Source organism: Mesorhizobium sp. P2_F7, assembly GCF_056403695.1.
The window spans coordinates 432185-445561 of sequence record NZ_JBFUFA010000003.1 but is presented as its reverse complement, the minus strand read 5'-3'; the positions used below and the strand labels follow the sequence as shown (position 1 = coordinate 445561).

At 61.7% G+C, this 13377-nt stretch carries 11 protein-coding genes; 10 read left to right on the top strand and 1 reads right to left on the bottom strand.

The features are described from left to right. Window positions 1–2: 2 nt before the first annotated feature. The 9 genes from AC1DZ8_RS11855 (at window position 3) to AC1DZ8_RS11815 (ending at window position 11533) form a co-directional block, all read left to right on the top strand. Complete coding sequence (locus AC1DZ8_RS11855) at window positions 3–1187, top strand: glycosyltransferase (protein WP_477303223.1); 1185 nt, start codon at window positions 3–5, stop codon at window positions 1185–1187. An 87-nt stretch (window positions 1188–1274) separates the two neighbouring features. Then, window positions 1275–1658 (top strand): c-type cytochrome, encoded by a 384-nt coding sequence (locus AC1DZ8_RS11850; protein ID WP_477303225.1) that lies wholly within the window; start codon window positions 1275–1277, stop codon window positions 1656–1658. Between the two features lie 241 nt (window positions 1659–1899). Further along, entirely contained in the window at window positions 1900–2988 is a 1089-nt protein-coding gene (locus tag AC1DZ8_RS11845) for a hypothetical protein (RefSeq protein ID WP_477303227.1), read from the top strand. Window positions 2989–3016: 28 nt separating this feature from the next. After that, complete coding sequence (locus AC1DZ8_RS11840) at window positions 3017–4162, top strand: hypothetical protein (protein WP_477303229.1); 1146 nt, start codon at window positions 3017–3019, stop codon at window positions 4160–4162. A 24-nt stretch (window positions 4163–4186) separates the two neighbouring features. Continuing rightward, complete coding sequence (locus tag AC1DZ8_RS11835; protein ID WP_477303231.1) at window positions 4187–6097, top strand: AAA family ATPase; 1911 nt, start codon at window positions 4187–4189, stop codon at window positions 6095–6097. Next, a complete protein-coding gene (locus AC1DZ8_RS11830) occupies window positions 6090–7022 on the top strand; it encodes a hypothetical protein (protein WP_477303233.1) in 933 nt (310 codons plus the stop codon). The genes AC1DZ8_RS11835 and AC1DZ8_RS11830 overlap by 8 nt, the downstream gene beginning before the upstream one ends. Next, the gene (locus AC1DZ8_RS11825; RefSeq protein WP_477303235.1) at window positions 7019–8323 is read left to right on the top strand and encodes a DUF6638 family protein; all 1305 of its coding nucleotides are present in this window, start codon (window positions 7019–7021) and stop codon (window positions 8321–8323) included. Before AC1DZ8_RS11830 ends, AC1DZ8_RS11825 begins: the two co-directional genes overlap by 4 nt. A 14-nt stretch (window positions 8324–8337) precedes the next feature. After that, on the top strand, window positions 8338–9462 hold the full coding sequence (locus AC1DZ8_RS11820; RefSeq protein WP_477303237.1) for a DUF2333 family protein: 1125 nt from the start codon (window positions 8338–8340) through the stop codon (window positions 9460–9462). 391 nt (window positions 9463–9853) lie between these two features. Then, window positions 9854–11533 carry a formate--tetrahydrofolate ligase gene (locus AC1DZ8_RS11815; protein ID WP_352588321.1) on the top strand — a complete coding sequence of 560 codons (1680 nt, stop codon included), beginning with the start codon at window positions 9854–9856 and terminating at the stop codon, window positions 11531–11533. Window positions 11534–11607: 74 nt separating this feature from the next. Here AC1DZ8_RS11815 and AC1DZ8_RS11810 read toward each other — a convergent pair whose 3' ends face one another. Then, window positions 11608–12246 (bottom strand): cysteine hydrolase family protein, encoded by a 639-nt coding sequence (locus AC1DZ8_RS11810; protein WP_477303239.1) that lies wholly within the window; start codon window positions 12244–12246, stop codon window positions 11608–11610. A gap of 128 nt (window positions 12247–12374) precedes the next feature. On the opposite strand from AC1DZ8_RS11810, the gene AC1DZ8_RS11805 reads away from it, so the two are divergent. After that, complete coding sequence (locus AC1DZ8_RS11805) at window positions 12375–13370, top strand: helix-turn-helix domain-containing protein (protein ID WP_477303241.1); 996 nt, start codon at window positions 12375–12377, stop codon at window positions 13368–13370. Window positions 13371–13377 lie beyond the last annotated feature (7 nt).

Below are 13377 nucleotides of genomic sequence, written 5' to 3'. Positions count from 1 at the left end.
ACATGAGAATTCTCCAGTTCACCGTCGATTGCCCGTTTCCGCCTGTGTCCGGCGGCGAGATCAGGAACGCCGCCAATGCGCGCGCCCTGGCATCGATGGGCGAGGTTCTGACGGTAAGCCTGACTGGCGCCCCGGCGCCCTCGCCACCGCCGAATATCCGGCACCGGACCATCGAGGCGGGGCGCGGCCGGGCTTCCTGGTCCAGGCGTAGCCCCCACCCGACCATGCACATCCTACCAGACGACGAACTGGCTGAGGCAGACGCGCTGTGGGGGCAATTCGACCCTGACCTCGTGGTTATCGAGGAGGTCGTGCTTGCGCAGTTGCTGACGCTGGCGCGCAAGCATCGCGCGCGCACCGTCCTTGACCTGCACAACATCGATTCCCAAACAGTGGCGGACCGGATTGCCGGCCTGACGCTGTGGCAGCAACTTCGAGGCTGGCGCCAAAACAGGCGCAAGAAGGCAGAGGCGCGCGATGCCGACAGGCGTGCGGCAGCCACCGCCGATCAGGTCTGGGTCTGTTCGCGGACCGACGGGACGCTGCTATCGGCTCTCGGCCCCGTCACCGACATCAGGCTCATCGCCAACCCTATTCCGGACGAGAGCGTGCTTTGCCTGCCGATTGGTGCCGAGCGGTACCGCGCGCTCAGCCTGTGCTTCATCGGCCATCTCGGCTATTTCCCCAACATCGACGCCGTCAAGCAGATCGGCCGCAGAATGGTGCCGCGCCTTGCCGCCTCCGGCCGGCCCTGGTCGATCACCGTCGCCGGCAGGACCCCAGGCGATGTCGTGCGTGGTTTGTGCGCCAGGCATGGTCTGCAGCTGATCGAGAATCCACCGCATCTGCCGGAATTGCTCGGACGTGCCGGCTACGCGCCGATCCCGCTGCGCTTCGGCGGCGGAACCCGCATCAAGGTATTGGAGGCGATGGCGGCGGGCATGGTCGTCGCCGCCACCGAAAAAGCCGTCGAAGGCCTCGGCCTGCAGGCGGGCGGGCATTTCCTGCCAGGCAGCGATGCCGGGGAACTGGCGTCGAAGGTCATCGATCTCGCGAAACGCCCGCAAGCGGCGGCCGAGATGGCGGAGAGCGGCCGTACCTTCGTGCGCGACAACCACTCATCGGCAGCAATTGAAAAAGCGATCCGGCAGGCAGTCGCGGAGTTGCCGCTCCGCCGAACGGGGTAGGACCGGCCTTGCAATCCAGCCGCCATGCGGCGTTTGTTAAGGCCTGCGGCCTACTTTGCCCGCAGCCAGAGCCAGCCGGGGACCGCCATGCTTCGAGCCATTTCGTCAGCTATTGTCTTTTACTTAGCCGGCACCCTCGCCGCGCAAGCCGACGGCGACGCCGCGTTGGGCAAGAAAGTGTTCTACCGCTGCATGGCCTGTCACGAGGCGGCAACGGACCACGACAAGATCGGCCCGCATCTCCTGGGTGTTGTCGGCCGCACCGCCGGCACGGCCGCGAATTTCAACTATTCGCAGGCCATGAAGGACGCCGGCGCCGCCGGCCTCGTCTGGGACGAGGCGAACCTCAAGGCCTATCTCGGCGCTCCAAAACTGAAAGTGCCCGGCAACAGAATGGCCTTCTCCGGCCTGACCAGCGACGAGGACATTGCCAACGTCATTGCCTATCTGAAGGCCGATCCAAAGCCCTGATCCGCGGCTAGAATCGAAAATTACTTGAGGGCGACTGCCGCACCGGCTGCCAAAGTCCAGCCACAGTTGAATCGGAAGCGGCTGACTTGGTGGCATCGCCTTATGCATGGCCCGCCCGCCATACAATCGCCGCGCCCATCCTTTTGTTTTCGCAGCCTTCGATGTCTTGCGCCTTTCATTCCTGAAATGCCCCACATATATTCGCGCCGACACGAAACTGATGCCGAAGCGGGAGGCTCCTATGGCGACATTGCAGAATTTCGATGCCGAAATTGCCAAGACCAGGCAGGTCGTGCAGGACATGCGCACCAAGATCGAGCAGTCCGGCACCGTGCTTGATACGCTGGCCACCGCCGACAAGAAGATCGGCGACGCCAATTTCGACATCGAGAATGCCCGCATCGAAGACGTGCTAAAGCAGCAGAAGGTGATGGAAGGCAACATCGCCGACCTGATCATCGGGCTGGAAGACGCCACCAACGTCTTCGGCACCGAATTCGAGAGCATGAAAAACTACACCGGCTGGGAAAGCTTCGTCGGCGTCTTCTCGGCGCAACGCAAGCAGCGCATGCGCACCGACCGTGTCCGCAACATGTCGCTGGCCGGCAACCTGCAGGAGCTTCTGGTCAAATCCGACACGATTGTCGGCATCCTCAAGGCGCAGAAAGAGGTCCTCGACCAGCGCTACAAGACCTCCGAAGCCAGCCTGTCGCAGGTGATCGGGCGCCGCAAGGTGACAATGACCAACCTCGAAGCGGTGCAGAAACGCATCGAGGAGGTCAACCCGCTGCTGCTCGACATCGAGAACAAGATCGCGGCCTCGACCAGCCAGAAGGAGCGGACGCAGCTTGAGGGCGAGCGCTCGAAACTGGCCACCGAATACAATGAAAAGCAGGCCAAGGAGCAGGAATTGCTGGCCGAGAGCCAGACGCTGGAGCGCTACACCTCGATGTTCCAGACCTTCGTCGATTCGCTCAACAACCAGATTGCGGCGCAGTCGACGCTGATCAACAAGCTGACCATCGATACCGAGCAGCGCATCGTGCTCTACAAGGCGCTGGAAGATTCTTTGAAGACCGCCGCCCAGCAGGACGTCGCCCACAAGATCAACACGCTGGGCAGCCAGGTCGACAACACCGCCGAGGAGACTATGGCCGGCATTGGTGCCGCCGCGCAGAAGCACATTGGCGATCTCCTCGAAATGCACGAAAAGAACATGGTCGCCAGCTCCGACATCCAGCGCCGCAAGAAGCTTGCCGACGATGCCTTCGCCCGCCGCTTCGACGACGTGATGAAGAAGCACAATTCGGCCAACTACGTGCAGTCGTAAGGAGCGGCTGTACGCGAGCACACCCGGCATGACTCCCGAAAACGAAGCGGCGGCGCGCTATTTTTCCGCCATCACGGCCGCACTCAGCGGCCTTGAAGTGTTCATGCGCGACGACCGCTCGCCGCTTTACCGGCACGGCATCGTCGCCAAGATCGTTGCCGAATACATTGCCCGGCTGGACAAGTCGTTCTCCTGCTGGCGCAACCGTCTCGGCTTCATGGACACGTTCCGCATTTCGCGCGCCGACAGCGGTTATCCCGTCTTCCAGAACCTGCTCGAACTGGAAAACGACCGCCGCCAGGCCGACGCGCGCCTGGCCAACATCCCGCTCGCCGGCGAATTGCGCGAGGAAATGGCTGACTTCATCCTGCGCCATAAGGAATTCCCCGAGGCGCTGCAGAAGTCGATGGCCGAGCGGCTCTATCTCGAGGACGTCAAGAGCGAGCAGACCTTTGGCCCATTCTCGCTGGCGCAGACCGCCAAAGTCTCGGTCAACCCAAAGACCTTCCGGCCTTATTATCTCGTCCACTGGGCGACATTCGATGGCAGCGCCAACCTGCCGCTGGTCTACATGGTGACGGTGGAGGATTCCTCCGAGAGCATGATCCGCCAGCTCGTCGACAGCAATGGCAAGCTCAACGAAAAGGTGGACATCCCGCTGCCCGTCGACGGCCTGCTTAACCCCGAGCTTGCCCACCGTTTCGACGATTTCACCGAGAAGAATTCCGCCTACACGCTGTCGCCGGCGACGATTGCGGTCAATCTCGACAAGGATTTCGAGCCGCTGCACCCCAAACAGTTGCGCCGCGTCGTGCTTGGCCCCTTCTATTCCGCAGGCATTACCGACAACAATTCGACGGTGACCGAGGTATTGGCCAAGGTGCGCAAGCCCGAAAATGCCTGGCTGCTCACCTGGACCATCCAGGAGGTCTATTCCAAGGGCGAGAAGCCCGGCCGCAAGGGCCTGTTCTCCAGCGAGAAGACGACGCAGGAATTCTTCATCAACACGGACGATCTCGAAGCCGCGCGCCAGGGTGTGTCGAGCTACGAGAACCACGCGCTCATCCCGCATGAAGCCTATCAGGCGCTCTACGCCGCCGGCGAAGCGCAGAAGATCTTTTCCGGCTACAAGGTTCACATCCTGTCCAACGGGCAGGTCATCTCAGACGTCTGACCGTCACACCACGGAGCATCCTTCATGGACACCGGCCTGACCACTATCCCGGAAGCCGCGATCGAAAAGCACCGCGCCACGGCGCAGAGCTTCATCACCCGCGTCGTCGTGCTGGAAGACCCTGCACGGGAATCCGGAACCGCCCTTGCTGGCACCAATCGCCGCTTCGTCTCCACCGTCTCGGTCGGCTCGGTGCGCCGCACACGCGAGGTCGAGCTGGTCAAGACCGTCGCTGCCATCCATCCCGACGACCAGCTGATGAGCATCCCGCAGCACACGCTTTTGTTTCGTGCCCGGCGCGGCCTGGCGATTGCGCTTGCCATTTCCGATGTTTTCGCCGAGGGCTCAGACCTCGAGAGCCTGCAGGCCAGGAACACACGCGCGCCGCTGGAAGGCGACGAAGCCACGACCTTCAAGAAGCTTCTGTCAGCCTCGGCTTACATTTCGGCCTTCAGCCTTGCCTCGTATCTGTTCCAGCTGATCGACAGCGATGGCGAGGCGCCCAACGATATCCCCGAACCCGACTTCCTGTTCGACACGCCGCAGGATGCGGTGAAGTCGATCGTCGCCGGTCTCGACAAGGCGATTGCCGGCTCGAAGGACGATGGCGATTTGACCACCCGGGCGCGCGCCTTCGCCCGCGTCGCCATTGACGGGCTGCTGGCACGGAAGGGCCGCTTCGACGGCATCGGGCCGTTCGAGAACGCCCATATCCGCATCGACGCCGACGATTTCACCCTCGACGGTTTCGATGTGGCGCCGGGCAAGCGCTCCAAGCCGCTGGTGATGACCTTCAAGAAGCCGGAAGAGGTCGTCGGCAACCACATCGCCAAATACCAGTCGGTCAAGCTCGCCAAGATGCTGATGGCCTATGATTTCGAGCGCGAGCTGAACCCGTTCGTCGAACTCGGCGGTTTCCTCTTCACCTTCATCGGCGACGGCGCGCCCGGCACCGGCAAGACGACGCTGATCCAGATGATCGCCGGCCTCGTCAACGGCTACTGCCAGGTCGCCGGTTACCCCTTTGCCTATGAGAATTTCGGCGTCGACCAGATCTCGTCCTACCAGGGCAAATCCGGCCAGAACTGCCGCCAGTTCATCAACAATGTCTTGAACCCGCGCGTCATCGGCTTCGGCACCGTGGACGACATCGACCAGGTGGCGGCACGCCGCTCCGACGACCGCGCCTCGGCCGGCCAGCAGGAAATCACCGGCGTCCTGATGGACGCCTTTGCGGGCGCCGGCACGGTGGTGCGCGGCAACTGCGCCTTCGGCATGTTTTCCAACTATCCCGAAAATGTCGACGACGCGCTGCGCCAGCGCGCCGGCGCCCGCTGGCTGGTCGACGGGCCGCAGACCCGCGACGACTACATCGACATCTTCGTTCTGCTCGCCGGCAAGAACCACAAGATCCCGCTCGGCGACCACAAGCTCTACGCCGCGCAGGAAATCCAGCGCGCCGTGACCGAAGCTTATGAGGAGCACGAAAAGCCACAGGAAGACGGGCTGATGAAGGTCTACGAGCGCTACATGAAGGAGAATGGCGCGCCGAAATCGATGGCCGACATCGGCACCTATCTGCACCTGATCAAGGACGCCGAACCGCGCTTCACCGGCCGCGCCATCAAGAACGTCACCGACGCCATCAAGATGCGCGCCATGGACATCGAGCTGCCGGATGAGTGGTTCGAGAAGCCGGAAGCCTTCATGCACAAGGGCTACGACGAGAAGAAAGCCATGATCGAGGAACTGCGCGGCCCGTTCTCGATGGACATGGTCATGCAGGAGGTCAACCGCTACGCCGATTCCGAGTTCCGCTATTCCGACAAGTCAGACGATGCCGCGGTGGAAAAGCTGCTGCGTGACGCAAGGCTGCGCGAACGCGCGGCGCGGGAAATGGAGGAGATGAAGAAGAAGGGGCTTTGGAATGCCTGAGCCCGCATCGTTCGCCCCGCCCTTTAAAAGCGAGGAGGAACGGAACGAATTGCAGCGTTTGCTGGCAAAGGAGGCATACGCTACGACACCTTGGCCCGAGCTGTTCACGGCGTTTCGGCCAAGGCTGACAGATTCGTTGCTCAGGCTCTACGCAGGCGCCTTCGGAGAGACCGACAGGACCCGCGCCGCAGAGACCCGCATCAAATTTCGTGCGATTTACTCAAGAGCCGAACAGCTCCCAAAGATCGATGTTCATGTTGAACGTTCAACCGTAGCGGTTAAGCCCATCGATCTGTGCGACAGATACCACGTCAAATTGCTTACTTTCTATAAGCGAGATTCAAACGACCTAATCTTGTCTCACGCTTCGCGTATAGGTGAAGATGGAGATCGACTAAGGAACTCGCTTGCGACACCTCATGATTCCTGGCTTTGGTGTTTCGACACAGTCAAGCAGGGATTGTTCCCAAATTTCAGATCAACCTACGAGATGAAACGGAAGCACGTCTACGATGGGCTTCAACGGGGAGATATCGATGAAACCTATTTTGCTCACGACGTAACCCTGTCTCGGAAGGCGCATGAAATCTGGTGGGCCCTTATGCAGGAAACCGCAAATTCCACGCCCGATGGTAAAGACCATATCCGCGCCATTTTCGCGGTTTCGTCCAGCGTCCCGCGATTTCTATCAAGTTCCGAGACGCCCGACCCGGACGCCACTCAGCTTTGGTCGTCAATGCCGGAATTCGACATTTATCTCCTTGAGAATCCACATGACCCAGCGAGCCCAACTGTCGAACGATTGACATTCAGGGAATTTGACGCCGATGGACGCGACGTCTCCGCTATGGAGAATGGGGAAAGAGAGGCGTCTGTGCCGGCACCTCGTTCTTCCATGCAACCCTTCTCGGGACATTCTGCATGACCCCCGCCAAAAAACCCGACCTGCTCCGCGACAACGAGCTGATCTACGGCCGCTTGCTCACCGTCGACGAGTCGCACCTCATCCAGCGCTACAACAAGGCGCTTGTTGCCTTCGGTCTCAAACCCACCAAGCTGAAGAGCTTCCAGATCGACCGCACCGGCTTCTCGCCCGAAGTGGCCGAGGAATGCGGCGACTACGATTATCTCGACCCCAACGAGGTCAATCGTCGCTTCATCATCCTGACACCGTCGCAGATCGACCTGCCGGTGGTGCACACCGCCTTTTCCAACACCTCGCAGCTGATGTTCGAGTTCATGTCCAAGAACCAGCGCGCCATCGATGCGCTGACCATCAAGGACGTCATCTACGGCGAGATCGAGGATTCCGTCCCGCTGGTCAACGACATCGAGGACCTGCTGTCGATCAACCAGGTCGAGTTCAAGGTGCTGTCGGCCGAGGACGTGCTGGGCAAGGCCGCAGAGCTCGGCAAACTGGTCGACCGGCTGAAGCAGGAACCGGACGCCTGGCGCGACAACGCCATGCTGACCCGCATGGTCGATCTCGCCAAGGTCTGCGGCGACATCCGCGAGAATGCGCTGGTGCCCGACCAGGTGATCTTCCGCCATAACGCCTATTGGACCAGCCATTTCGGCGGCCTCTATGTCTTCGTCGATCCCGATATGACGACGGTCATCAGTGACCCCGCCGCCCCCGGCTTTCGCCGGTCACGCCCCTGGCAGGTCAGCTATCTCTCGATCAACGATGCCGACAACGTGTTCAAGTTCCTGGCCGGCACAGGCCGCATCGAACTGCCCAGGGCGTCATGGGTCGAAAGCTCGGGCTATCTCGAACATCGCGCCGAAATGGTGGTGCGTTCGCTAATCCGCGACACCGAGCCAAACCGCAATCTGACTGACGTCGACAAGGTCTGGCTGCAGACCTGGATCCACGGCCATGCCGACCTGATCACCAGTGACGGCAATTTCCCTTTCCTCAACGCCGCCAAGCGCGAGATCGCCCAGCTCGGCCATCTCAAGATCGAGGATGTCCCACCCCGCCAGCGTTTCCTCGTGGTGCGCGGCAAGCCCGACCATCCCGACGCCTGGCTGACCAACCAGCTGATTTCGGATTTCGTGCCGCAGGACTTCGTCTCGCGCTACGTCTTCAACAAGCCCGGCTTCTACAAGGACTATGACGGCTACAGCGACGCCTGGCGATCGCATGTTGTGGACGTTCTGAAAACCACATATTTGAAGGACAAGGTGGCGTTTCGCACGCGCCTCTACGGCCTGACTGACTGAGAGGTGACATCGCCATGCTCGATCCGATCGTGAACTTCTTCACCCGGATTTTCCAATGGATCGGCCGCAGCATCGGCCTGGTCATCGGCGCGATCCTGTGGCCGTTCCTGTGGGCCGGGCGCTGGTACACGCAGCGCGGCTGGATCCTGAAAGCGGTGGTTGGCCTCGCTCTGCTGGTGCTGATCGGCCTCTACGCCAACTTCTTCTACGCCACCCAGTGGTGGAACAAGTTCGACCCCAACTACGTCGATAAATACACCTTCGAGAACCGCAACATTTCCGCCGGCGAGCAGGTCGCCGCCGGTGCCGGCACCGAGACCGCCAAGACCTGCGGCAATTCGGGCATCGCCCGGGTGGCGGCTGACCTCACCGACTTCAACGTGAACCAGAACGCCTGGATCTCGTCGATGATCCTCTACAAGCTCGGCCTGTTCGGCATCGACTGGGATCACACGCCGTTCATGGACAACAAGGCCTCGTTCCAGCGCGGTATCAACCAGGCAGTGCGCCGCACCTCCACCGAGCTTGCCGACAATCTCGGCCGCGTGCGCACGACGTCGCAGATCGACGCCGACCTGCAGGATGCACGCGGCAATCTGCAGTTCGACGAGGAGACCTGGTATTTCGGCCTCAACCCGTTCGGACCGAAGACGCCGACGCCGAGCTATTATCGCGACGCCGTCACCAAGCTGCGCTCCTTCAACGCCCGCCTGGCCACCTGCCAGGCGACGTTCGACGCCCGCGCCGACAATCTGAAACAGTATATCGACCGCATCTCTTCCGACATCGGCTCGACCTCGGCGATCCTCAAGGAGCGCGCCGAAAACCACAACAATGGCTGGTTCGACTTCCGCGCCGACGACCGGTTCTGGTTCGCCTATGGCCAGCTCTATGCCTATTACGGCCTGATGAAAGGCGCCCAGGCCGATTTCGAGGACGTCATCAAGGAAAAGCATCTCGGCAATCTGTGGGACACGATGGATGCGCAATTCGTCTCGGCGCTGCGCATCCAGCCCTTCATCATCGCCAATGGCCGCGAGGATGGCTGGATCATGCCGACCCACCTCACGACGATGGGTTTCTACGTCCTTCGTGTGCGCTCCAACATGGTCGAGATCAGCAACGTTCTGACGCAGTAACGTCTGTCACTCGATGCATGTCGCCCAAAAGTGGTCCCGGTTTTGGGACAACGACATGCACAAGAGTAATTGCCTAAAGCGCATTGCGCTTTAGGCATGGCGATGGCGAATTTGCGCCGTCGCCTCTGTCGCATTCCGTGCATTGGGCGGCTGTTTTGAGACGGCGGAACGACGCGTCCTCTGGCTTCTATACGGCGCGGCAACGGAGCCAGGAAGAACCGACGGCAGGTCGGCCCAGCCGCACAGAGATTTTCTTCATAGGAAACATAGTTGCATGCAAGTTGACGCCATGGCAGCGACAGGGTTAGAACATGCCCGCGCCCGGGTTCAACATGCCTGCGAGTGAGACCAAACCCGTCCCCTCCACCGTCCAATCCGAAGGAAAGCCGTCATGGCCGAAGTGAAGTCAGACATCGAGATCGCGCGCGGCGCCAAGAAAAAGCAGATCCAGGAGATCGGCAAGAAGATCGGCATCCCGACCGAACACCTTTTGCCCTACGGCCACGACAAGGCGAAAATCTCGGCTGAATTCATCAAGTCGGTGAAAGGCAACAAGGACGGCAGGCTGATCCTGGTCACCGCCATCAACCCGACGCCGGCAGGCGAAGGCAAGACGACCACCACGGTCGGCCTCGGTGATGGCTTGAACCGCATCGGCAAGAAGGCGATCGTCTGCATCCGCGAAGCGTCGCTCGGCCCGAATTTCGGCGTCAAGGGCGGTGCCGCCGGCGGCGGCTATGCGCAGGTCGTGCCGATGGAGGACATGAATCTCCATTTCACCGGCGACTTCCACGCCATCACCACGGCGCACAATCTTTTGTCGGCGCTGATCGACAACCACATCTACTGGGGCAATGAGCTCGGCATCGACACCCGCCGCGTCGTCTGGCGCCGCGTCATGGACATGAACGACCGCGCTCTGCGCGAAATCATCGCCTCGCTTGGCGGCGTCGCCAACGGTTTTCCGCGCGAGGCCGGCTTCGACATCACCGTCGCTTCGGAAGTCATGGCGATCCTGTGCCTCTCCAACGACCTGAAGGATCTTGAAAAGCGCCTCGGCGACATCATCGTCGCCTACCGCCGCGACAAGACGCCGGTCTATGCCCGCGACCTCAAGGCCGATGGCGCCATGGCGGTGCTGCTCAAGGACGCCATGCAGCCCAACCTGGTGCAGACGCTGGAGAACAACCCGGCCTTCGTCCATGGCGGCCCGTTCGCCAACATCGCGCATGGCTGTAATTCGGTGGTCGCCACCACGACGGCGCTGAAGCTCGCCGACTATGTCGTCACCGAAGCCGGCTTCGGCGCTGACCTCGGTGCCGAAAAATTCTTCGACATCAAGTGCCGCAAGGCAGGGCTGAAGCCAGCCGCGGCCGTCATCGTCGCCACCGTGCGCGCCATGAAGATGAATGGCGGCGTCAAGAAGGAAGACCTCGGCAAGGAGAACATCGAGGCGGTGAAGAAGGGCTGCGCCAACCTCGGACGCCACATCGAGAACATCAGGCAGTTCGGCGTGCCGGCGGTGGTTGCCATCAACCACTTCTATTCCGACACCGACGCCGAGATCCAGGCGATGAAGGACTATGTCGCCTCGATGGGCGAAGAAGCGATCCTGTGCAAGCACTGGGCCCATGGCTCCGCCGGCATCGAGGATCTCGCCAACAAGGTGGTGGCGCTGGCCGAATCCGGTGCCTCGCAGTTTGCACCGCTCTACCCAGATGCCATGCCGCTGTTCGAGAAGATCAACACCATCGTCCAGCGCATCTATCGCGGCTCCGAGGCGATTGCCGACAAATCGGTGCGTGATCAACTGCATGCCTGGGAGCAGGCCGGCTATGGCCACCTGCCGGTCTGCATGGCCAAGACCCAATATTCCTTCTCGACCGACCCGAACCTGCGCGGCGCGCCGACCGGCCACACCGTGCCGGTGCGCGAGGTCAGGCTGTCGGCGGGCGCCGGCTTCGTCGTCGTCATCTGCGGCGAGGTCATGACCATGCCGGGCCTGCCCAAGGCGCCGTCCTCGGAGAAGATCTTCCTCAACGAAGCCGGCCAGATCGAAGGCCTGTTCTAAAAATTTCGAGATCGTTGCGAGATTCAAGAAGGGCGGCCAATGGCCGTCCTTTTTGCTTTCCGGGACGGATTTGCCTATGCGGCGTTGCGCGCCAGCGCGCGCTGGTTGGACGCATAGGGCGTGTCGCGTTCGGGCAGTGCGCCGGTCTTCAGGCAGTCGATCCATTCGGTGGTCTTGAGTACGGCCGCGAAGCGCGACTGCAGGATGATGCTCACCACGCGGTGGATCTCCTCGGCCGAGGCATAGCCGGCGCTGTTGGCATAGGGCAGCGAGCCGGTTGCGTCGGAGAGGAACTCGACCGTAAAGCCCATATGGACGGCATGGATGATGGTCGACAGGTCGCAATTATGCGTCATGTAGCCAATGACCGTGATCGTATCGATGGCATTGGCGCGCAGCCACGCCTCGAGATTGGTGCCGGTGAAGGCGCTCGGCAAGTTCTTTTCGACATAGTGGTCGCGCTTGCGCCTGGCGATTTCGGGATGCAGTTCGCCGCCATGGCTGCCCTTGGCGAAGACCGGCGATGTCTCGGGCGCCATTTGCTTGATGACCACCACCTTGACGCCGGCAACACTGGCAGCGTCCATGGCCTGGGCCACATTGACGACGCTGTCGCGGAACGGCGGATGCTGGATGGCGAGGTTGCCGCCATCATAATCATTCTGGACATCGATGACGATGAGTGCGCGGTGCGGCGTGGTGTTGGCGGACATGGTGGTTTCCTCTAGGGCTTGAATGCGACGGGCCGAAAATAGGCGGATCATCCGTCTGCCAAAAGTGGCCCGATTGACATCATTCGAAAGAATTGGGACAATCCGACCTCACTTTGCTGGAAACGCCCATGACCGACCCGATCATTGCCGTGCTCGCTTTTGACGGCATCAGCCCCTTCCACCTCTCCGTGCCGTGCGTGGTGTTTGGCACCGACCGCACAAAGCTCGGCCTGCCGCGTTTCGACTTTCGCGTCTGCGCGCTCGACGATGGGCCTATCCACACCGATGCCGGGTTGACGATCGCTGTTCCGCATAGGCTCTCGGCGTTCGACGCCGCCGACATCATCATCATTCCGAGCTGGAAAGATCTCGACGCCCCGCTTCCCACCCCGCTCCTCGAAGCGCTTACGCGCGCAAACCGGCGCGGCGCGCTGATCGTTGGCCTCTGTCTCGGCACCTTCGCCATCGCCGCCGCCGGGCTGCTTGCCGGCCGGCGGGCGGCCACGCATTGGTCCTCCACCGACCGGTTGCAGGCGCTGCATCCCGACATCGAAGTCGACGCCGACGTGCTCTATGTCGACGATGGCGACATCGTGACCTCGGCCGGTGTCGCCGCCGGGCTCGACTGCTGCCTGCACATCGTGCGCGCCCGCTATGGCGCGGAGATAGCGTTGCGGCTGGCCAGGCACATCGTGCTGTCGCCACACCGGCAGGGCGGGCAGGCACAATTCATCGAGCGCCCGCTGGCGAAGACCCCGGCAACCGATCGCTTCACCCAGGCGCTCGACACGGTGCGGGCAACGCTGGGGCAAACGCACAGCCTGGACCGCGTCGCCGAGGCCGCCGGCCTGACCCGGCGCACCTTCACCCGCCGCTTCCAGAAATCGATCGGCACCAGCTTTGGAGAGTGGCTGGCCGGTCAGCGCATCGAACTCGCGCAGCGGCTGCTGGAGGCGACGGAAAAATCGATGGACATCGTGGCCTTCGAAGCCGGCTTCGGCAGCGCCACCTCGCTACGCCAGCATTTTTCAGCGCGGCTCAAGACGTCACCGGCGCAATACCGGCGAGAATTCTCGCGGCGAGCCGGTCCGGATGAACGTATGGCGCGCGTGGCTTCACACTAATCGCCCT